Below are 20645 nucleotides of genomic sequence, written 5' to 3'. Positions count from 1 at the left end.
CTCGCGTGCGTGGGGGCAGCCACAAGGGCGACCGGGTTCCGTGGTAATGTCGTCGGATCAGACGAGGTGATGAAAATGAAGAACGATTTGAGCCGCCGGCACCGTGTGCTGACGCCCGAGAGCCCGTCGGTCGAGGCTTTCGACGATCCGATCGCCGCCGTCGCGCGGCTGTCCGCCATTTACGACACGAACACGGGTTTCCTGCGTGACGCATTCGCGCGCTATCGCCGCCACGAGCCGATCACCGAGCACGTGCGCGCGTGCTACCCGTTCGTGCGGATCCGCACCGATGTCAACACGCACGTCGATTCGCGCCGCTCGTACGGTTTCGTCGCGGGCCCCGGCGTGTTCGAGACGACGGTCACGCGCCCCGACCTCTTCGCGAACTACTATCGCGAGCAACTGCGCCTGCTGGCGAAGAACCACCATGTGAAGATCGAGATCGGCGTGTCGTCGCAGCCGATTCCGATCCATTTCGCTTTTCCCGAAGGCATCCATCTCGAGGGCGAGCTCGACCGCGACCGCCTGCTCGCGATGCGCGACATCTTCGATACGCCCGACCTGTCGTATCTCGACGATCGCATCGTCAACGGCACGTTCGAGCCGGCGCCGGGCGAGCCGCATCCGCTCGCGCTGTTCACGGCCGCGCGCGTCGACTTCTCGCTGCACCGGTTGCGCCACTACACGGCGACGTCGCCCACGCATTTCCAGAACTACGTGCTCTACACGAACTACCAGTTCTACATCGACGAGTTCGTGAAGCTGGGCCGCACGGTGATGACGGAGAGCGACGATCCCGAGGTGCGCGCGTATCGCAGCCAGTACAGCTCGTTCGTCGAGCCGGGCGATGTCGTGACCTACAACGCGAACCTCGGCAGCGAGCCGGCCGAGGGCGCCGCGCCGCCGCGCCTGCCGCAGATGCCCGCGTATCACCTGAAGCGCGCGGACGGCAGCGGGATCACGATGGTCAACATCGGCGTCGGCCCGTCGAACGCGAAGACGATCACCGATCACATCGCGGTGCTGCGTCCGCACGCATGGGTGATGCTCGGTCACTGCGCGGGGCTGCGCAATACGCAGCGTCTCGGCGACTACGTGCTCGCACACGGCTACGTGCGCGAGGATCACGTGCTGGATGCCGACCTGCCGCTGTGGGTGCCGATTCCGGCGCTCGCCGAAGTGCAGCTCGCGCTCGAGCGCGGGGTGGCCGACGTCACGCGGCTCGATGGCGTCGAACTGAAGCGCGTGATGCGCACGGGTACCGTCGCGAGCGTCGACAACCGCAACTGGGAGCTTCGCGATCATCGCGAACCCGTGCAGCGCCTGTCGCAGAGCCGCGCGATCGCGCTCGACATGGAAAGCGCGACGATCGCCGCGAACGGCTTCCGCTTCCGCGTGCCGTACGGCACGCTGCTCTGCGTGTCGGACAAGCCGCTGCACGGCGAGCTCAAGTTGCCGGGCATGGCCGACACGTTCTATCGCGGGCAGGTCGACCAGCATCTGCAGATCGGCGTGAAGGCGATGGAGATCCTGCGCACGAACGGGCTCGACAAGCTGCATAGCCGGAAGCTGCGGAGCTTTGCGGAAGTGGCGTTCCAGTGATGTGAACGGCGGCCCCGGGTGCGGTGTGCGTCGCGACGTCAGGCGCAATCGCGAACCGGGGCATGACGGGCTTCAAGGCGGCTGGCGTGCACTTGTACCTCTCCGTCTCGCCGTGCGTAGCCACTCGCGACGGCCGCGTCGCGGCCTTAGTACTGGAACGCGATCATTTTCTGCAATTTGGAAGTTGTCCTATTGGTTGCCCTAGTCGTCGAGAATATGCTCTCCTGCGTGGCGTTGTTCGACGCCCGTACGAAGGAACGGCGAACAGTCGATCCGATCGATTCCTGTCAAATTGAAAGAGGGCATACCTGATGAAAATCAATTTCTTGCTGGCGTCCCTGATGTTCACCACATCTCTGTCGGCAATGGCCAGAACCGCGGTGATCGGCCCGTCCAATCCTTGTGCACCCGTCGCAGTAATCGGCCCGTCCAACCCCTGCAAACCCGTCGCGGTGATTGGCCCCGGCCCTGTCAAAAAGTGTCCGTGCTATTGACCGAATAAGTGATTAAACGGGTGCGCTCGCCCTTGGGCGCATCTCGCCCGTGTATTGCTTTCTCGTGCCGTCCGGCACGCTGCCGTGCGTGTCGGACAAGCAACTGCGCGCCGGCGTCAGCGTACGGCTTTGGCGGCCGGTTCGAGCGATCCACTCCGAGCCGTTTCCAACATCGAATCTCGCACCGCATCGACGACCCGACCCGCATCCGCCTGTCGCTTGATCGCCAGCCGCCATTCCCCGAGCGCCCGCAGTTCGGCGCCGCCGAAATATTCCATGATGTCCGGCAGGCGGCGCACGACGCCGCGGCTGCCCCAGCAGCCGTCGTCGATTTCCGTTGGAAAGACCCACACGCGCGTCGCGACGGCATCGACCGGCAGGCCCTCCGCGCGCGCGACGGCAGCGGTCACGTCCGCGATCAGACCGGCACGCGCGGCATCCGTGTACTGACCTTCCGGCACGGTCGGCACGATCCGGTAGATCGGCGCAGGCGCGACAGCACCGGCGCGATACACGGCTGCCGGCCGATGGACGAAGATCCAGGTCACGTCCCGCGTGCGCGGATTGTCGGGATCGAGTCCCTCGTGACGGATCAGCGTTCCGGTCAGTTCTTCCATCAGTTGGGCTTCGGCCTGCGGTGCGAGCGCACCTTCGGGAATGTAGACGTCGATCATCGGCATGATGGTGTCCTGGTTCGGTGAGGATGGCGTCGCTCCGATGCCGGGCGACGTGAATCCAGTGTACGAACCGCATGCCGGCACGCGGAGTGGCGAAACTGCCATTCGACGATGCCATTTCCGACACCGCACCCGACGACGGTTGCGCGCGCTTATCGCGTGAAGCGACGGCGATACTCGCCGGGGGAGATGCCGGTCTCGCGCTTGAACAGTTGCCGGAAGCCGCTGATGTCCGCATAGCCGACGCGCTCGCAGACGGTGTCGATCGCGAGCGTCGTTTCCGCGAGCAGCCGTTTCGCGACTTCGATCCTGAGCGTCTGCAGGTACCTGAGCGGCGGCGCGCCCACGGCGTCCCTGAAACGGCGATGGAGCGTGCGTTCGCTCATCGCGACGTGATCGCTCAGCCGGGCGAGGCTGAACGGCTCGCGCAGATGCTTTTCCATCCAGCGTTGGGCGCGTGCGATGGCCGCATCGTCGTGCCCGTCATGCCCCATCCGGCCGAGATCGATGAATGAATCCTGCGACACGCGGTTCACGTCGATCAGCATGACCTTGGCGACGGCCGCGGCAAGGCGCGCGTTCGCCAGTTTGTCGACGACCCGCAACGCGAGATTCTGATACGACGTGACGGCGCCGCCGCACAATATGCCGTCCTGTTCGGTCAGGACGTCCGACGCGCGCAATGCCACGTCCGGATAGCGTACGCGGAAGCTCGATGCTTTCGACCAGTGCGTCGTGGCGACGCGGCCGTCGAGCAGCCCGGCTTCCGCGAGCAGGAACGCGCCCGTGCAGTACGTCGCGATCAGTGTGCCGCGCGCATGTTGCCGGCGCAGCGCGTCGAACAGCGGTGCGAGTGACGCGGGCCGGGCGAGCAGCCGCTCGAGATCGGCGACGAACGGAGCGGTGAGCCAGATCGCATCGGCGGTGCCGTGACCGTCGATCGTGCCGTCGACCGCGGCGGCCTGGCCGGAAGCCGTGCGCACCGGCTTGCCGTCGATCGATTCGATGCGCCAGCGAAACGGGGCCTGCGGCCGGCCGATACGTAATGACGGGGCGAGATGATTGGCTGCCGTGAAGATGTCGGTCGGCGCGGCGATGCCAGATGCAAGGGCATGGTCGACAGCCCAGATCCGGATGAGTGGCATGGGTGGCGGGAATGGCCATGGACAGGGTCGATCCTACCATCGGTGCCCGCGGTCGTGGAGGCGGTTGCAGGCACGCGATGCGCCGGCCCGCGGCGTGCGCGGCAGTCGGGCTTGCCGCTTGCATCGCCGGTGGGGGCAGGGATGGCACGGAGCGCGCCGCTGAAAGCGACAAGGCCGCCCGGCGCTGAAGCGCACGGGCGGCCTTGCCGGTCAGGCGAGTGCGCTGTCGCTCAGCACTCGCCCTTCTTCGCGTGCCCCGGCGGGCAGTGATAGCCGCGGCGATCCGGGCCGTGTTCGCGGCCGCGATAACGCTGGTGATCTTCCCATTCGCGGCGTTCCCAGTAGCGGTGGCCGTCCCAGTAGCGGTCGCCGTGCCAGCCGACGATGACCGCGGGCGCCGGGGTGACCACGACGGGCGCGGGCGCGACGACGACCGGTGCGGGCGTGCCGATGTTGACGTCGACGTTGACGGCGTGAGCGAGGCCGGACAGCGAAAGGCCGAGGCCGGCGAAGGCAAGGGCGATCAGCGAGCGTTGCATGTTCTTTTCCGTGATGTCGTTGTAAAAGGCCGGCGCGACGCGATGGAAGCGAGGGGGGATCGTTCCACCGGGGGAAACGCCGCACCGACACATGTAGTGTGCTGGTGCGCGACGGAAAACGCGAGGCGGGTTTGTTACGGCGGATTGGCAGCCCGCAGGGGCAGGGTACAGGCGCCGGGTCGCGTCATTTGACAATGGCGGCCCGCGTTTGCGGATGATTGCGCGCGTCGCACGGCACCGGCCTCGCGAATTTGACATTCGACGGCGAACGGCGCGCCAAGTGCGATTAATGGCGCGTTACAAAGTGATACGCGGCAGGTGGCGGGATCGCCACGCCTGCCGCGCGGAAAGCGGGATGCCGGCCCTCGGGCCGGCGGTCTTCATCGACCGGTTACAGGTAGAACATCCGGTCTTCTTCGGGGCGCGGCGGATGGCCATCGTCGTCCGAACCTTCTTCCTCGCCGCTGTCCTCGTAGAACGCGAGCACGGCGTCGAGCACCTGGTCGGGATCGTCGATCACCTGCATCAGGTTCATGTCTTCCGGGTTGATGAGGCCCATCGGGATCAGCTGGTCGCGGAACCACTGCAGCAGCCCCTTCCAGAACTCGCTGCCGACGAGAATGATCGGCACGAGGCGCGACTTCTTCGTCTGGATCAGCGTGAGCACTTCCGACAGCTCGTCGAGCGTGCCGAAGCCGCCCGGCATCACGATCACCGCATCCGAATTCTTCACGAACGTGACCTTGCGCGTGAAGAAGTGGCGGAAGCGCAGCGAGATGTCCTGGTAGTGGTTGCCGGCCTGTTCGTGCGGCAGCTCGATGTTCAGGCCGACCGACGGCGCCTTGCCGGCGTGCGCGCCCTTGTTCGCGGCTTCCATGATGCCGGGGCCGCCGCCGGAGATCACGGCGAAGCCTGCATCGGACAGCTTGCGCGCGATCTGCGCGGCCAGCTTGTAGTGCGGCGTGTCGGGTTTGAGGCGGGCAGAACCGTAGATGCTGACGGCCGGGCGGATCTCCGACAGGTACTCGGTCGCCTCGATAAACTCTGCCATAATCGTGAACATCTGCCACGATGCGCGGGCCTTCTTGGCCGTCGCGCGCTCTTGATCTGCGAGTGAACGCAGACTCGGAATCACTTTTCTCTTGTTCATAATGCCTGAAGAACGAAATCTGGAAGGTAAGACCCTGCTATTGGTTGACGGTTCGAGCTATCTGTATCGGGCTTACCATGCGATGCCTGATTTGCGTGGCCCTGGCGGGGAGCCGACCGGAGCGCTCTACGGAATCATCAACATGCTGCGCCGTATGCGCAAGGAAGTCAGTGCAGAGTATAGCGCTTGCGTGTTCGATGCAAAGGGCAAGACGTTCCGTGACGACCTTTATGCCGACTATAAGGCAAACCGTCCGTCGATGCCGCCCGATCTTGCGTTGCAGGTCGAGCCGATCCACGGCGCCGTGCGTGCGCTCGGCTGGCCGCTGCTGATGGTCGAAGGCGTCGAGGCCGACGACGTGATCGGCACGCTCGCGCGCGAAGCCGAGCGGCACGGGATGAACGTGATCGTGTCGACGGGCGACAAGGACCTCGCACAGCTCGTGACCGACCGCGTCACGCTCGTCAACACGATGACCAACGAGACGCTCGATCGCGACGGCGTGATCGCGAAGTTCGGCGTGCCGCCCGAGCGCATCATCGATTACCTCGCGCTGATCGGCGACACCGTCGACAACGTGCCGGGCGTCGAGAAGTGCGGGCCGAAGACGGCCGTGAAATGGCTGGCCCAATACGACAGCCTCGACGGTGTGATCGAGCATGCGGGCGACATCAAGGGCGTGGTCGGCGACAACCTGCGTCGCGCGCTCGACTTCCTGCCGCTCGGCCGCAAGCTCGTGACCGTCGAGACGGCCTGCGATCTCGCGCCGCACCTCGAATCGATCGAAGCGTCGTTGAAGACGGACGGCGAAGCCCGCGACATGATGCGCGACATCTTCGCACGCTACGGCTTCAAGACCTGGCTGCGCGAAGTCGACAGCGCACCGGCCGAAGGTGGCGGCGCCGATGCGCCGGAAGGCGAGCCGGCACCGGTGGTGGCAGCCGACATCGTCCGCGAATACGACACGATTCAGACCTGGGAGCAGTTCGACGCGTGGTTCGCCAAGATCGACGCGGCCGCGCTGACCGCGTTCGACACCGAGACGACCTCGCTCGACCCGATGCTCGCGCGGCTCGTCGGCCTGTCGTTTTCGATCGAGCCGGGCAAGGCGGCATACCTGCCGGTCGCGCACCGCGGCCCCGACATGCCCGAGCAACTGCCGATCGACGAGGTGCTCGCGCGCCTGAAGCCGTGGCTCGAATCGGCCGATCGTAAGAAGGTCGGCCAGCACCTGAAATACGACGCGCAGGTGCTCGCGAACTACGACATCGAACTGAACGGCATCGAGCACGACACGCTGCTCGAATCGTACGTCGTCGAATCGCACCGCACGCACGACATGGACAGCCTCGCGCTGCGTCATCTGGGCGTCAAGACGATCAAGTACGAAGACGTGGCCGGCAAGGGCGCGAAGCAGATCGGTTTCGACGAAGTGGCGCTTGCGGAGGCCGCCGCATACGCGGCCGAAGATGCGGACATCACGCTGCAGCTGCATCACGCGCTGTATCCGCAGGTTGCACGCGAACCGGGCCTCGAGCGCGTGTATCGCGAGATCGAAATGCCTGTGTCGCTCGTGCTGCGCAAGATGGAACGCACGGGCGTGCTGATCGACGATGCGCGCCTGCAGGCGCAGAGCACCGAAATCGCAACGCGCCTGATCGAACTCGAAGGGCAGGCGTACGAACTGGCCGGCGGCGAATTCAATCTCGGCTCGCCGAAACAGATCGGGCAGATCTTCTTCGAAAAGCTGCAGCTGCCGGTCGTGAAAAAGACGCCGAGCGGCGCGCCGTCGACCGACGAGGAAGTGCTGCAGAAACTGGCCGAGGACTACCCGCTGCCGAAGCTGCTGCTCGAGCATCGCGGGCTGTCGAAGCTGAAGTCGACCTATACCGACAAGCTGCCGCGCATGGTGAACCCGTCCACGGGCCGCGTGCACACGAACTACGCGCAGGCCGTCGCGGTCACGGGCCGTCTCGCGTCGAACGACCCCAATCTTCAGAACATTCCGGTGCGCACGGCCGAGGGCCGGCGGATCCGCGAGGCGTTCATCGCCTCGCCGGGCCACCGGATCGTGTCGGCCGATTATTCGCAGATCGAACTGCGGATCATGGCGCATATCTCGGGCGATGCTTCGCTGCTGCGCGCATTCTCGCAGGGCGAGGACATTCACCGCGCAACGGCCGCCGAGGTGTTCGGCGTGACGCCGCTGGAGGTCAATTCCGACCAGCGCCGGATCGCGAAGGTGATCAACTTCGGGCTCATCTACGGGATGAGCGCGTTCGGGCTCGCGTCGAACCTCGGCATTACGCGCGATGCGGCGAAGCTCTATATCGACCGGTATTTCGCCCGTTATCCGGGCGTCGCGCAGTACATGGAAGACACGCGCTCGGTGGCGAAGGAGAAGGGTTACGTCGAAACCGTTTTCGGTCGCCGCCTGTGGCTGCCCGAGATCAACGGCGGCAACGGGCCGCGCCGCCAGGCAGCCGAGCGGGCGGCGATCAATGCGCCGATGCAGGGCACGGCGGCCGACCTGATCAAGCTGTCGATGATCGCGGTGGACGACTGGCTCACGCGCGACAAGCTCGCGTCGCGGATGATCATGCAGGTACACGATGAACTGGTGCTCGAGGTACCCGACGGCGAGCTGTCGCTGGTGCGCGAGAAACTCCCGGAGATGATGTGCGGCGTGGCGAAGCTCAAGGTGCCGCTCGTCGCCGAAGTGGGTGCCGGCGCGAACTGGGAAGAGGCACACTGACGCACCGCCACGCGGTTCCCGATTCCTGCGGCATATTGTTGCAGGGATGCTGAATATCGAGATGGTTTGCTTGTGGTCAACGCGCAAGCTCCCGGACAATGCATGTCATGGACCCGGGGCTTGCGCGCCCCGCGTTCCCGGGGCGGTTGCATCGAAGTGCTTCGAACTGCACATCGATGATGTCCGAACCGGTTAATCCAACGGGTGGCGCGAATGCATCGCGTTCGCACTGTCCGGCGGCAGCAGTTTCGAATCGCAAAGGGGGAACAGATGCATCGGATCATCATCGTAGGCGGAGGCGCGGGCGGCCTTGAACTGGCGACGCGGCTCGGCGACCGTTACGGCGCGCGCGGCAGTCGTCCCGCGCGTGCGCTTGTCACGCTCGTCGACCGCAATCCGACCCACATCTGGAAACCGCTGCTGCATGAGGTCGCGGCCGGCAGCATGGATCCGTTCACGCAGGAGCTCGAATATGCGGCGCAGGCGCGCTGGCATGGCTTCGAATTCCAGCAGGGCGAGCTGACCGGGCTCGACCGCACGGCGAAACGCTTGACGCTGTCACCCATCAACGACAGCGACGGCGAGGAACTGTTGCCGGCGCGCGAGCTGGAATACGACACGCTCGTGATCGCGATCGGCAGCACGACCCACTTCTTCGGCGTGCAGGGTGCATCGGAAAACGCGATCGCGCTCGATACGGTCGGCGAGGCCGAGCGTTTCCGCAAGCGGCTGATCGCCGCGTGCATGCGCGCGGAACATCAGGCGCCGGCGCCGACCGCGCCGGGCGAGGCGGCCGAGCCGCGCATCCAGGTCGTGATCGTCGGTGGCGGCGCGACGGGCGTCGAGTTGTCCGCCGAGTTGCGCAACACCGCGCAGGTGTTGTCGGCCTACGGGCTGCACAAGCTCGACCCGCGGCACGACGTCGGCATCGTGCTGATCGAATCGGGGCCGCGAATTCTCCCGGCGTTGCCGGAGCGCGTGTCGTCGGCGACGGCCGAACTGCTCGAAAAGATCGGCGTGCGGCTGATGCTTGCCGAGCGCGTGACCGAGGTGGCGCCCGGGGCCGTCCATACGGCGAGCGGCAAGACGGTGCGCGCCGACCTGACGGTCTGGGCCGCGGGCATCAAGGCGCCGTCCGTGCTCGCCAATCTCGATGGCCTCCAGGTCAACAAGCTCGGCCAGCTTGACGTGCGCCGCACGCTGCAGACCTTTACCGACGACAACGTGTTCGCGCTCGGCGATTGTGCGGCATGCGCATGGCCCGGCAACGAACGCAACGTGCCGCCGCGCGCGCAGGCCGCGCACCAGCAGGCGAGCTTCCTGCTGAAGGCGATCGGCTGTCGGCTCGACGGGCGCCCGTTGCCCGAATTCACCTATCGCGACCTCGGTTCGCTCGTGTCGCTCGGCCATTTCAGCGCGGTCGGCAACCTGATGGGCGGGCTGATCGGCGGCAACATGCTGATCGAAGGGCTGTTCGCGCGCTTCATGTACATGTCGCTGTACCGGATGCACATCGCCGCGCTGCACGGCTATCCGCGCATGATGCTCGACACGGTTGCGCACTGGCTGCGGCGCACGACGCTGCCGCGCGTCAAGTTGCACTGAGCGCGCGTTCGCGCGGGAAAGCGGGCGGGGAGCGCACGTCGTGCGCAGTCCCTGCCCGTCGTTTTTTTTCGGGCTGCCGTCCCGGCGTGTGACGGGCAACATCGGCCGCGTGTTTTTCGTTTCAATTCGCCAGCATCCGATCGCTCGACGGCGATCGACATGCGGCTTGTTGCATCGCGATTCGATGGGGCGCCTGCGGTTTTTGCGCGGCGATCGGCGTGTCGAAGCAACGCGCCGTAATCGAGTCTTACATATCCGACAGTTGACGTGACAACGGATTATTGGGCATCTTGTCCGGGTTTCCGTTTGCGGCGGGGTGCCAACCGCCGCGACATCCGCGCCGCATGCCGGCGCGATGCCACGTCATGCCGTATCCGCGATCGTGACGGCGGCGCCCAATCGAGGAGTGCATTCATGTTGAAACCCGAAGTCGACAGCCTGGTTCCCCACGTTCCGTTCTCGCGCCGCAAGTTCATGCAGGCCGCGCTGGGCGGTGCCTTCGCAGCGGCGGTGCTGCCCGTGTCGGCGCAGACGGTCACGACCGACAGCGAAGGGCTGGACGTCGACACCGTCGAGATCCGCTCTGGAGACGCGAGCGTGCCCGCGTATCGCGCGCAGCCGAAGGACAAGACGAACCTGCCGGTCGTCATCGTGATTCACGAGATCTTCGGCGTGCACGCGCACATCGCCGACGTCTGCCGCCGCTTCGCGAAGCTCGGTTATCTCGCCATCGCGCCCGACCTGTTCGTACGGCAGGGCAATGCGGCGAAGTATCCGACGATCAAGGATCTGTCCGAGCACATCATCAGCAAGGTACCGGACCGGCAGGTGACCGAGGATCTCGATGCGACCGTCGCGTGGGCCGGCAAGAACGGCGGCGACCTGTCGCGTCTCGGCGTGGTCGGGTTCTGCTGGGGCGGCCGGCAGAGCTGGCTGTATGCCGAGCACAACCCGCACGTGCGTGCGGCCGTTGCATGGTACGGGTTCGTCGAAGGCAAGACCGACGAGATGACGCCGTTCAACCCGGTCGATCATGCATCGTTGCTGAAGGTGCCCGTGCTCGGGCTCTATGGCGAGAAGGACGCGAACATCACGCAGGCATCGCTCGCGGACATGCGCAAGGCGATTCAGGCGAGCGATTCGAAGCTCGCGCGCGAATCGGAGATCGTCGTGTATCCGGATGCCGGCCACGCGTTCTTTGCCGATTACCGGCCGAGCTATGTGAAGGCCGATGCGGAGGAAAGCTGGAAGCGCGCGATCGCGTGGTTCCACAAGTACGGCGTGATGTAAACGGCAAGCGGCGGCACATGCCGCCGCTGCGTTGCGACCGCGCTTACGGTGTCGGGCCGGTTGCGATCGGTCGCGACGGATCGGCGCTCCATTCGCTCCACGAGCCCGGATACAGCGACGCGCCATGCAGGCCCGCCACCTCCAGTGCAAGCGCATTGTGGCAGGCGGTGACGCCGGAGCCGCATTGCAGGATCACGCGGTTCGGTTCGGTGCCGGCCAGCACCGCGGAAAACGCTTCGCGCAGTTCATGGCCGGTCTTGAAGCGGCCGTCCGCGGCGAGGTTGTCCTTGAAGAAGCGGTTGCGCGCACCGGGAATGTGGCCGCCCACACGATCGATCGTTTCGTTTTCGCCGCGGTAGCGGTCGGGTGCGCGTGCATCGATCACGACACGCGTGGGTGTGCTCACGTTGGCGAGCACGGCTGCCGCGTCGACCGTCGATTCGAGCGGCGCTGCCGCGCGGAAATCGCCGGCGGCCGGGTGCGGCACGTCGGTCGCCAGAGGCTGGCCGGCTGCTTCCCAGGCCTGCAGGCCGCCGTCGAGCACGGCGACCGAATCGTGGCCGAGCCAGCGCAGCAGCCACCACAGGCGCGCCGCATAGGCGCCGCCCTGCGCGTCATACGCGACGACTTGCTGGCCCTGCTTGAGGCCTCGGCTCGCGAGCAGCGTGGCGAGTGCGTCGCGGGTCGGCAGCGGATGGCGGCCGTTGGTGCCCGTCTTGCGGCCCGACAGGTCGCGGTCGAGATGAAGATACTGTGCGCCGGGGATATGGCCGGCCGCATATGCGGCTTCGCCGGCGGCGGGATCGACGAGATCGAAGCGGCAATCGAACAGTGCGACGCTGCCGGGCGCCGCCGCCAGGCGCTCGGCGAGATTGGCGGCGGAAATGAGCGTGGTGTAGTGGGTGTGTGGCATGACGGCTCCCTGGAGTGCGAATGGCCTGACATTCCAAGTCTAAACAAAAAAAGACGGGCCGAAGCCCGTCTTTTCGTCTGCCGGATGTCGTGCGGCGTCAAAGCGCCGCACCGGCTGTCAGATGTCGCCGAGGTGGCGGCGCAGGAACTCGTGGAAGTGCTGCATGCCGTCTTCCATCGGGCTCTGGTATGGGCCGACCTGCGACTCGCCGCGTGCCATCAGCGCACGGCGGCCTGCGTCCATCCGCATCGCGATCTCGTCGTCCTCGACGGCCGTTTCCATATAGGCGGCGCGTTCCGCCTCGACGAATTCGCGTTCGAACAGCGCGATTTCCTCGGGGTAATAGAACTCGACGATGTTGGTCGTCTTTTGCGGGCCGCGCGGGATCAGCCACGACACGACGAGCACGTGCGGATACCACTCGATCATCAGGCCCGGGTAGTAGACCATCCAGATCGCGCCGAACTCCGGCGGCACGCCGTTGCGGAACTTGAGCACCTGCTCGTGCCATTTCTGGTAAGTCGCGCTGCCCGGTTTAGCGAGGGCGTTGTGCACGCCGACCGTCTGCACGCTGTACCAGTCGCCGAACTCCCACTTGAGGTCGTCGCACGACACGAAGCTGCCGAGGCCCGGATGGAACGGGACGACATGGTAATCCTCGAGGTAGACCTCGATGAACGTCTTCCAGTTGTAATCGCACTCGTGCACTTCGACGTGATCGAAGTGGTATTCGGAGAAGTCGAAGTGATGCTTCGTGCCGAGATGGGCGAGATCGCGCGCGACATTCCGGCCTTCGGCTTCGAACAGCAGCCCCTGCCAGTTCTGCAGCGGGCTCTTGCCGAGGTTCAGGCACGGCTTGTCGGGGAAGTGCGGCGCGCCGAGCAACTGGCCTTCCAGGTCGTACGTCCAGCGGTGCAGCGGGCACACGATGTTCTGCGTGTGGCCACGCCCGTTGAGCATGATCGCCTGCCGGTGGCGGCAGACGTTCGACAGCAGTTCGATCTGGTTCGCGGGGTTGCGGACCAGCACGCGACCTTCCTTCTCGGACGGCAGCGCAAAATAATCCCCCGCCTCGGGCACCATCAACTCGTGCCCGACGTAACGAGGTCCTTTCTTGAAGAGGGTTTCGATCTCGCGCTCGAGTAGCGCCTCATCGAAGTATGCAGTGACTGGAAGCTGGCTGTGGGCCGACTTCAACTGAAGCGCATCGCTCAGATTGGACATTCCCACTCCCGGTGTTAGCGTGAAAGCAGTGAACAACCCAACCATCGAAAAATCGATTTAGGGAAACGGGGAATTATACCCGGTTCGCCTCGCAAGGCTAGGATTAAGTGCCTGATTTGTGTCAATTTTTTGTCGGGCGACCGCCGAAAGGCGCACACTGTGCATCGTAGATGGGGCCGGAATTGTGCGCGGGCGCCCACGACGGCAGGTCGGAAAATTCTCTTTTGCCGTAGAATGTCCGACTTGTTTTGAAATTTGACACCCTCGTCCATGGCGAAAACCGCATCCCCAGGCGCCACGCCGCCCGGCAATGGCACCGAACCGTTGCCGGACAATTATGAGATGGCGCTCGCGGAGCTCGAGACGCTGGTTGCCCGGATGGAAGGCGGCGCGTTGAGCCTCGAGGATTCGCTGTCGGCGTATCGCCGCGGCGCGACCCTCGTTGCGTTTTGCCAACAGCAGCTTGAGAAAGTGGAACAGCAGGTTCGCGTGCTCGACGGCGCGACGCTGAAGCCGCTTTCGTCCGGAACGGCCGCCACGGACGGCGAAGACGACGATCTATGACATTCGAACAATGGATGCGGTCCGTGCTTGACCGTGTCGAGGACGCACTCGGCCACTATTTGCCCGCTGAAGCCGCGGTGCCGGTGAAACTCCACGAGGCGATGCGCTATGCGGTCCTCGGCGGCGGCAAACGCGTTCGCCCGCTGCTGTGCCATGCAGCAGGCGAACTGACCGGCGCGACGGAAGCGGCGCGCAATGCGGCGGCGGCGGCACTGGAGATGATCCATGTCTACTCGCTCGTGCACGACGACATGCCGTGCATGGACGACGATGCACTGCGTCGCGGCAAGCCGACCGTGCACGTGCAGTACGACGAGCCGACGGCACTGCTGGTCGGCGACGCGCTGCAGTCGCAGGCGTTCGTTGCGCTGACCGACGCCGCTGCGCTGTCGCCGGTGCAGCAGGCCGCGCTCGTGCGCGAGCTGGCGCTGGCGAGCGGCTCGATCGGCATGGCCGGCGGGCAGGCGATCGACCTGGCGAGCGTCGGCCTCAAGCTGACGCGCGAGCAGCTCGAGACGATGCACCGGATGAAGACGGGCGCACTGCTGCGCGCGGCCGTGCGGATGGGCGCGCTGGCCGGCGAGACGCCGTCGGCGGAAACGATGGCGGCGCTCGATGTGTATGCAGGGGCCGTGGGTCTGGCCTTCCAGGTCGTCGACGACATTCTCGACGTCACGACCGATTCGGCGACGCTCGGCAAGACGGCCGGCAAGGATGCGGCGAACGACAAGCCGACCTACGTATCGATCCTCGGCCTCGAGGCGTCGCGCGAGCTCGCAGCACAGCTGCGCGCCGAAGCGCACGACGCGCTGAAACCGTTCGGCGCACGCGCTCAGCGTCTCGCCGAACTTGCCGACCTGGTAGTGAACCGGGTCAGCTGACGCGAAAGCCCGCCGCCGCGCACATGCTACGGTGCGTGCAACAGAATGCGGGCGCGTTTGATTTCCTACAATGGAACGACGATGTACGACTTGCTGAAAACCATCGACGACCCGGCGGACTTGCGCCGCCTCGATCGTCGCCAACTTCAACCGCTCGCGGATGAACTGCGCGCGTTCGTGCTCGACAGTGTGTCGAAGACGGGCGGCCATTTGTCGTCCAACCTCGGGACGGTCGAGCTGACGATCGCGTTGCACTACGTGTTCAACACGCCGAACGATCGCATCGTCTGGGACGTGGGGCACCAGACCTACCCGCACAAGATCCTGACGGGGCGTCGCGACCAGATGCATTCGCTGCGTCAGCAGGACGGCATCTCGGGTTTCCCGCGCCGTTCGGAGTCGGAATACGACACGTTCGGCACCGCGCACTCGAGCACGTCGATCTCGGCCGCGCTCGGCATGGCGATCGGCAGCCAGCTGAACGGCGACGACCGCTTCTCGATCGCCGTGATCGGCGACGGCGCGATGACGGCCGGCATGGCGTTCGAGGCGATGAACAACGCGGGCGTGTCGGAAGACGCGAAGGTGCTCGTGATCCTCAACGACAACGACATGTCGATCTCGCCGCCGGTCGGTGCGCTGAATCGCCATCTCGCACGCCTGATGTCGGGCCGCTTCTACGCGGCTGCGCGCGCGGGCGTCGAGCGCGTGCTGAGCGTTGCGCCGCCGGTGCTCGAACTCGCACGCAAGCTCGAGGAGCACGCGAAGGGCATGGTCGTGCCGGCCACGCTGTTCGAAGAGTTCGGCTTCAACTACATCGGCCCGATCGACGGTCACGATCTCGATTCGCTGATCCCGACGCTGCAGAACATCCGCGAACTGCGCGGCCCGCAGTTCCTGCACGTGGTGACGAAGAAAGGCCAGGGCTACAAGCTCGCCGAAGCCGATCCCGTGCTCTACCACGGCCCGGGCAAGTTCAATCCGGCCGAAGGCATCAAGCCGTCCGCCACGCCCGCGAAGAAGACGTACACGCAGGTGTTCGGCGAGTGGCTGTGCGATGAAGCCGAGCGCGACACGCGCGTCGTCGGCATCACGCCCGCGATGCGCGAAGGCTCGGGCATGGTCGAGTTCGAGAAGCGCTTCAAGGATCGCTACTACGACGTCGGCATCGCCGAGCAGCACGCGGTGACGTTCGCCGGCGGCCTCGCGACCGAAGGGCTCAAGCCGGTCGTCGCGATCTACTCGACGTTCCTGCAACGTGCGTACGATCAGCTGATCCACGACGTCGCGCTGCAGAACCTGCCGGTCGTGTTCGCGATCGACCGCGCGGGCCTCGTCGGCGCGGACGGCGCGACGCATGCGGGCGCGTACGATCTCGCGTTCATGCGCTGCATCCCGAACATGACGATCATGGCCGCATCCGACGAGAACGAATGCCGCCAGATGCTGCACACGGCGCTGCAACAGCCGAACCCGACCGCAGTGCGTTATCCGCGCGGCGCGGGTACGGGCGTGGCGACGGTGAAGGAGTTCACCGAGATCCCGCTCGGCAAGGGTGAAGTGCGTCGCCACACGTCGCAGCCGGAAGGCAAGCGCGTCGCGATCCTCGCGTTCGGCACGATGGTCGCACCGTCGCTTGCCGCCGCAGAGGAACTCGATGCAACCGTCGCGAACATGCGCTTCGTGAAGCCGGTCGACGCGGCGCTCGTGCGTGAACTCGCCGAGACGCACGACTACCTCGTCACGGTCGAGGAAGGTTGCGTGATGGGCGGCGCGGGCTCGGCCTGCGTGGAAGCCCTGATGGAGAGTGGGGTTATCCGACCCGTACTACAATTGGGCCTCCCTGACCTGTTCATCGATCACGGCGACCCCGCGAAGCTGCTGTCGCAATGCGGCCTCGACGGCGCGGGTATCGCGAAATCGATTCGCGAACGCTTTCTGAATCCGGCGGCCGATGTCGCCGGTCAGGCGAAGCGCGTCGCATAAGCTGGCACCGCCCGCGGGCGGTGCCGGTGCGACTGGCGCGACCGGTCTTCATTGATGCGGAAAACATGGGCCTGCGGGCCCATGTTGCTTTTCCGGCTGCCGCATGACGCGGCGTGCGCGTCATCGAACGCGCGGCTTACAAGGATTGAACAAGATGAACCAGATGAATCCCGCCTTCGTGATGCCCGACGTGCAGAGCACGGTGGATACCCGCCAGATTCCGATTCAGCGCGTGGGCGTGAAGGCGGTCCGGCATCCGTTGACGGTGTGTACCGAAGGCGGCGACGTGCAGCCGACCGTCGGCGTCTGGAATCTCGACGTCCGCCTGCCGGCCGACCAGAAGGGTACGCACATGTCGCGCTTCGTCGCGCTGCTCGAAGAGAACCGCGCGCCGCTGACGGTCGAGCGTTTTCGCGCGATGCTCGCGTCGATGCTCGAGAAGCTGGAAGCCGAGGCGGGCCGCATCGAGGTCACGTTCCCGTACTTCGTGAACAAGACGGCGCCGGTGTCGGGTGTGCAGAGCCTGCTTGATTATGAAGTGACGCTCGCGGGCGAAAGCCGCAACGGCGACACGCGCCTGTTCCTCAAGGTGCTCGTGCCGGTGACGAGCCTGTGCCCGTGCTCGAAGAAGATCTCGCAATACGGCGCGCACAACCAGCGCTCGCACGTGACGATCGACGCGGAGCTCGCGGCCGACCTGCCGGTCGAGGCGCTGATCCGCATCGCGGAGGAAGAGGCGTCGTGCGAGCTGTGGGGCCTGTTGAAGCGTCCGGACGAGAAGTTCGTCACCGAGCGCGCATACGAGAACCCGAAGTTCGTCGAGGATCTCGTGCGCGACGTCGCGCAGCGTCTCGACGCGGACGAGCGCGTGGTCGCGTATGTGCTCGAAGCCGAGAACTTCGAGTCGATCCACAATCACAGCGCGTATGCGCTGATCGAGCGCGACAAGCGGCAGGCTGCATAACGCTGCGTCGTTTTGCCGCGCCGATGAAAAAGGCCGCTCGTATGAGCGGCCTTTTCGCTTGTCGGTGTGGCGTTGTGTCGCGGGGCGTCGCTCAGCGTGCGAGCGACGCGAGATCCCAGCGCGGCTTCACCGTGAAGGCATAGTCGGCATTCGCCTGCTCGGGCCAGCGGCCGAGCCGCAATGCGCCCGCGAGCGCGATCATCGCGCCGTTGTCGGTGCAGAGCGCGAGGTCGGGGTAATGCACGTCGAACCCGCGCTTGGTCGCGGCGGCCGACAGCGCGGCGCGCAACTGGCGGTTCGCGCCGACACCGCCCGCGACCACGAGGCGCTTGAGCTTCGTCTTCTTCAGCGCGGCGAGCGACTTCGCGACGAGCACGTCGACTGCCGCATCGACGAAGCCGCGCGCGAGGTCGGCCTTCGCGCGTTCGAGCGCAACGCCCTCCAGCTTCGCCGCTTCGAACTTCTTCATCTGCGTGAGCACGGCCGTCTTCAGGCCGCTGAAGCTGAAGTCGAGATCGCCCGAATGCAGCATCGGGCGAGGCAGCACGACCGCACCCGGCGTGCCGGTTTCGGCGAGCTTCGAGACTTCCGGGCCGCCCGGGTAGCCGAGGCCGATCAGCTTGGCCGTCTTGTCGAATGCTTCGCCGGCCGCGTCGTCGAGCGTTTCGCCGAGCGTCTCGTACACGCCGACGTCGGTTACGCGCATCAGTTGCGTGTGCCCGCCGGACACCAGCAGTGCGACGAACGGGAACGGCGGCGGCTCGTCGACGAGCAGCGGCGACAGCAGGTGGCCTTCGAGGTGATGGATGCCGACGGTCGGCTTGTTCCATGCAAGCGCGAGCGCATTCGCGATGCTCGCGCCGACCAGCAGCGCGCCGGCGAGGCCGGGGCCCTGGGTGAACGCGATCGCGTCGATGTCGTCGCGGCGCGTGCCGCTTTGCGCCATCACTTCCTCGAGTAGCGGCAGCGCGCGGCGGATGTGGTCGCGCGACGCGAGCTCGGGCACGACGCCGCCGTACTCGCGGTGCATCGCGATCTGCGAATGGAGCGCGTGCGCGAGCAGGCCGCGCTGCGTGTCGTAGAGCGCGAGGCCGGTTTCGTCACAGGAGCTTTCGATGCCGAGAACGAGCATGGGTGCGGGCAGGGCGCGCCGTATCGAGCGCGCCGCAGGAAGGTCAACGTAACCGGAAATTATAGCAGGCGGGGGCAGGTCGTCGCCGCAGGCAGCCCGGGCCGGAGGCCGGGCGGGTACAATCCGCGCCATGGAAACCTATGACATCGCCGTGATCGGCGCGGGCGCCGCCGGGATGATGAGCGCCGCGGTTGCCGGGCAGCTCGGCCGCCGCGTCGTGCTGATCGACCACGCGCCGCGGCTCGCCGAGAAGATCCGCATCTCGGGCGGCGGCCGCTGCAACTTCACGAATCTTTACGCAGGCCCCGACAATTATCTGTCGGCGAATCCGCATTTCGCGCGCTCGGCGCTGGCGCGCTATACGCCGCGCGACTTCCTCGGGCTGCTCAAGCGCCATCATGTGACCTGGCACGAAAAGCACAAGGGCCAGCTCTTTTGCGACCACGGCAGCGACGCGATCATCGACGTGCTGAAGCACGAGTGCGACGCGGGCGGCATCGCGTGGCGCAGGCCCGTCGTCGTCGACTCGGTGCGCCACGCGCCGGCCGACGGCTTCGCGCTCGACACGCAGCAGGCGGGGACGATCGGCGCGCGCGCACTGATCATCGCGACCGGCGGCCTGTCGATTCCGAAAATCGGCGCGACCGACTTCGGTTACCGGCTCGCCAAGCAGTTCGGCCACAAGCTGATCGACACGCGGCCCGCGCTCGTGCCGCTGACGTTCGCGCAGCAGGACTGGGAGCCGTTCGCGGCGTTGTCCGGTGTATCGCTCGAAGTGCGTGTTTCGACCGGCGACAAGAAGCGCGGCGGAGAATTCGTCGAGGACCTGTTGCTGACCCATCGCGGCCTGTCCGGGCCAGGGATCCTGCAGATTTCGAGTTACTGGCAGCCGGGCGACCCGATTCGCGTCGACCTGTTGCCGCAACGCGATACGGTGGCCGACCTGCTCGACGCGAAGCGCACGTCGAAGCGCCAGATCGGCTCGCTGCTCGCGGACTGGGTGCCGTCGCGCCTCGCGCATGCGTGGCTCGACACGCATCGCGTCGCGGCTGATGCGCGGCTTGCGGACCTGCCCGACAAGACGCTGCGCCAGATCGGCGACGCGCTGTCCGGCTGGACGCTGACGCCGAACGGCACCGAGGGCTACAAGAAAGCCGAAGTGACGAAGGGCGGGGTCGATACGCGCGACCTGTCGTCGGCGACGATGATGAGCGCGCGTGTGCCGGGGCTGTTCTTCGTCGGCGAGGCGGTGGACGTGACGGGCTGGCTCGGCGGCTACAACTTCCAGTGGGCGTGGGCGTCCGGCACGGCGGCCGGGCAGGCTGCCGCGGAGTATTCGCGTGGCGCCTGACATGCCGGGCCGACGCCGTTTTGGCGGGACCGGGCCCCGTGCCTTTGGGCAATCGCTCTGCTATACTCGGTAGTCTTTCCCTGCAAACCTTTATTCGTGTCGGATCATGACGATCATTCGCGTTAAAGAGAACGAGCCGTTCGAAGTTGCAATGCGTCGCTTCAAGCGCACGATCGAGAAGAACGGGTTGTTGACCGAACTTCGCGCGCGCGAGTTTTACGAGAAGCCGACCGCGGAGCGCAAGCGCAAGAAGGCGGCAGCGGTGAAGCGTCATTACAAGCGTATCCGCAGCCAGACGCTGCCGAAGAAGCTGTACTGAACGATTGGGCGCCGCGCGGTTCGCTGAGCGGCGCACCGGCGACTCCGGGCGATC

General features: G+C 65.9%; 17 protein-coding genes. 10 read left to right on the top strand and 7 right to left on the bottom strand.

All coding sequences use genetic code 11. From position 1 onward, the window contains the following. Positions 1-75 precede the first annotated feature (75 nt). The gene (locus PQB87_RS29150; RefSeq protein WP_059684712.1) at positions 76-1602 is read left to right on the top strand and encodes an AMP nucleosidase; all 1527 of its coding nucleotides are present in this window, start codon (positions 76-78) and stop codon (positions 1600-1602) included. A 610-nt stretch (positions 1603-2212) separates the two neighbouring features. Here the strand turns inward: PQB87_RS29150 and PQB87_RS29145 are convergent. From PQB87_RS29145 to PQB87_RS29130, 4 genes are all read right to left on the bottom strand, one after another. Beyond that, on the bottom strand, positions 2213-2776 hold the full coding sequence (locus tag PQB87_RS29145) for a tautomerase family protein (protein ID WP_222155728.1): 564 nt from the start codon (positions 2774-2776) through the stop codon (positions 2213-2215). A gap of 149 nt (positions 2777-2925) precedes the next feature. Continuing rightward, positions 2926-3918: a GlxA family transcriptional regulator gene (locus tag PQB87_RS29140; protein ID WP_027791071.1), complete on the bottom strand. Its 993-nt coding sequence runs from the start codon at positions 3916-3918 to the stop codon at positions 2926-2928. Between the two features lie 230 nt (positions 3919-4148). After that, complete coding sequence (locus PQB87_RS29135; RefSeq protein WP_489243083.1) at positions 4149-4457, bottom strand: hypothetical protein; 309 nt, start codon at positions 4455-4457, stop codon at positions 4149-4151. 391 nt (positions 4458-4848) lie between these two features. After that, positions 4849-5607, bottom strand: coding sequence for an LOG family protein (locus PQB87_RS29130; RefSeq protein ID WP_048022163.1), 759 nt, complete (start codon positions 5605-5607; stop codon positions 4849-4851). A 1-nt stretch (position 5608) separates the two neighbouring features. On the opposite strand from PQB87_RS29130, the gene polA reads away from it, so the two are divergent. The 3 genes from polA (at position 5609) to PQB87_RS29115 (ending at position 11257) form a co-directional block, all read left to right on the top strand. Next, positions 5609-8362: a DNA polymerase I gene (gene polA, locus PQB87_RS29125; RefSeq protein WP_111942496.1), complete on the top strand. Its 2754-nt coding sequence runs from the start codon at positions 5609-5611 to the stop codon at positions 8360-8362. 270 nt (positions 8363-8632) lie between these two features. Next, positions 8633-9967: an NAD(P)/FAD-dependent oxidoreductase gene (locus PQB87_RS29120; RefSeq protein ID WP_111942494.1), complete on the top strand. Its 1335-nt coding sequence runs from the start codon at positions 8633-8635 to the stop codon at positions 9965-9967. 414 nt (positions 9968-10381) lie between these two features. Then, a complete protein-coding gene (locus PQB87_RS29115) occupies positions 10382-11257 on the top strand; it encodes a dienelactone hydrolase family protein (protein WP_021160848.1) in 876 nt (291 codons plus the stop codon). A 43-nt stretch (positions 11258-11300) separates the two neighbouring features. Here PQB87_RS29115 and PQB87_RS29110 read toward each other — a convergent pair whose 3' ends face one another. Both PQB87_RS29110 and PQB87_RS29105 read right to left on the bottom strand, forming a co-directional pair. Next, the gene (locus PQB87_RS29110; RefSeq protein ID WP_059693931.1) at positions 11301-12170 is read right to left on the bottom strand and encodes a sulfurtransferase; all 870 of its coding nucleotides are present in this window, start codon (positions 12168-12170) and stop codon (positions 11301-11303) included. Positions 12171-12287: 117 nt separating this feature from the next. Further along, positions 12288-13394, bottom strand: coding sequence for an aromatic ring-hydroxylating oxygenase subunit alpha (locus tag PQB87_RS29105; RefSeq protein ID WP_059684418.1), 1107 nt, complete (start codon positions 13392-13394; stop codon positions 12288-12290). A 270-nt stretch (positions 13395-13664) separates the two neighbouring features. On the opposite strand from PQB87_RS29105, the gene PQB87_RS29100 reads away from it, so the two are divergent. The 4 genes from PQB87_RS29100 to folE2 all read left to right on the top strand — a co-directional run bounded on the left by PQB87_RS29100 (position 13665) and on the right by folE2 (position 17789). Then, positions 13665-13958, top strand: a complete 294-nt coding sequence (locus PQB87_RS29100; RefSeq protein WP_059684416.1) for an exodeoxyribonuclease VII small subunit — start codon at positions 13665-13667, stop codon at positions 13956-13958. Further along, positions 13955-14839 (top strand): polyprenyl synthetase family protein, encoded by an 885-nt coding sequence (locus tag PQB87_RS29095; protein WP_489243082.1) that lies wholly within the window; start codon positions 13955-13957, stop codon positions 14837-14839. The genes PQB87_RS29100 and PQB87_RS29095 overlap by 4 nt, the downstream gene beginning before the upstream one ends. Before the next feature lie 81 nt (positions 14840-14920). Then, positions 14921-16825 carry a 1-deoxy-D-xylulose-5-phosphate synthase gene (dxs, locus tag PQB87_RS29090; protein WP_021160852.1) on the top strand — a complete coding sequence of 635 codons (1905 nt, stop codon included), beginning with the start codon at positions 14921-14923 and terminating at the stop codon, positions 16823-16825. 154 nt (positions 16826-16979) lie between these two features. After that, the gene (gene folE2, locus PQB87_RS29085; RefSeq protein ID WP_021160853.1) at positions 16980-17789 is read left to right on the top strand and encodes a GTP cyclohydrolase FolE2; all 810 of its coding nucleotides are present in this window, start codon (positions 16980-16982) and stop codon (positions 17787-17789) included. 91 nt (positions 17790-17880) lie between these two features. Here the strand turns inward: folE2 and tsaD are convergent, their stop codons facing one another. Then, positions 17881-18921, bottom strand: coding sequence for a tRNA (adenosine(37)-N6)-threonylcarbamoyltransferase complex transferase subunit TsaD (tsaD, locus tag PQB87_RS29080; RefSeq protein ID WP_042975834.1), 1041 nt, complete (start codon positions 18919-18921; stop codon positions 17881-17883). A 130-nt stretch (positions 18922-19051) separates the two neighbouring features. On the opposite strand from tsaD, the gene PQB87_RS29075 reads away from it, so the two are divergent. Beyond that, positions 19052-20272, top strand: coding sequence for a BaiN/RdsA family NAD(P)/FAD-dependent oxidoreductase (locus PQB87_RS29075; RefSeq protein WP_489243081.1), 1221 nt, complete (start codon positions 19052-19054; stop codon positions 20270-20272). A 106-nt stretch (positions 20273-20378) separates the two neighbouring features. Continuing rightward, positions 20379-20591: a 30S ribosomal protein S21 gene (gene rpsU / locus PQB87_RS29070; protein WP_006479415.1), complete on the top strand. Its 213-nt coding sequence runs from the start codon at positions 20379-20381 to the stop codon at positions 20589-20591. Positions 20592-20645 lie beyond the last annotated feature (54 nt).

The sequence above is a fragment of the Burkholderia sp. KL41 genome (assembly GCF_057005415.2).
Note: the sequence above shows the minus strand (reverse complement) of the source record. Positions and strands in the feature narration are given on the sequence as shown.

Coding starts and splice junctions, on each gene's coding strand:
- PQB87_RS29150 (WP_059684712.1), top strand. CDS start 76: ATGAAGAACGATTTGAGCCGCCGGCACCGTGTGCTGACGCCCGAGAGC.
- PQB87_RS29145 (WP_222155728.1), bottom strand. CDS start 2,776: ATGCCGATGATCGACGTCTACATTCCCGAAGGTGCGCTCGCACCGCAG.
- PQB87_RS29140 (WP_027791071.1), bottom strand. CDS start 3,918: ATGCCACTCATCCGGATCTGGGCTGTCGACCATGCCCTTGCATCTGGC.
- PQB87_RS29135 (WP_489243083.1), bottom strand. CDS start 4,457: ATGCAACGCTCGCTGATCGCCCTTGCCTTCGCCGGCCTCGGCCTTTCG.
- PQB87_RS29130 (WP_048022163.1), bottom strand. CDS start 5,607: ATGAACAAGAGAAAAGTGATTCCGAGTCTGCGTTCACTCGCAGATCAA.
- polA (WP_111942496.1), top strand. CDS start 5,609: ATGCCTGAAGAACGAAATCTGGAAGGTAAGACCCTGCTATTGGTTGAC.
- PQB87_RS29120 (WP_111942494.1), top strand. CDS start 8,633: ATGCATCGGATCATCATCGTAGGCGGAGGCGCGGGCGGCCTTGAACTG.
- PQB87_RS29115 (WP_021160848.1), top strand. CDS start 10,382: ATGTTGAAACCCGAAGTCGACAGCCTGGTTCCCCACGTTCCGTTCTCG.
- PQB87_RS29110 (WP_059693931.1), bottom strand. CDS start 12,170: ATGCCACACACCCACTACACCACGCTCATTTCCGCCGCCAATCTCGCC.
- PQB87_RS29105 (WP_059684418.1), bottom strand. CDS start 13,394: ATGTCCAATCTGAGCGATGCGCTTCAGTTGAAGTCGGCCCACAGCCAG.
- PQB87_RS29100 (WP_059684416.1), top strand. CDS start 13,665: ATGGCGAAAACCGCATCCCCAGGCGCCACGCCGCCCGGCAATGGCACC.
- PQB87_RS29095 (WP_489243082.1), top strand. CDS start 13,955: ATGACATTCGAACAATGGATGCGGTCCGTGCTTGACCGTGTCGAGGAC.
- dxs (WP_021160852.1), top strand. CDS start 14,921: ATGTACGACTTGCTGAAAACCATCGACGACCCGGCGGACTTGCGCCGC.
- folE2 (WP_021160853.1), top strand. CDS start 16,980: ATGAACCAGATGAATCCCGCCTTCGTGATGCCCGACGTGCAGAGCACG.
- tsaD (WP_042975834.1), bottom strand. CDS start 18,921: ATGCTCGTTCTCGGCATCGAAAGCTCCTGTGACGAAACCGGCCTCGCG.
- PQB87_RS29075 (WP_489243081.1), top strand. CDS start 19,052: ATGGAAACCTATGACATCGCCGTGATCGGCGCGGGCGCCGCCGGGATG.
- rpsU (WP_006479415.1), top strand. CDS start 20,379: ATGACGATCATTCGCGTTAAAGAGAACGAGCCGTTCGAAGTTGCAATG.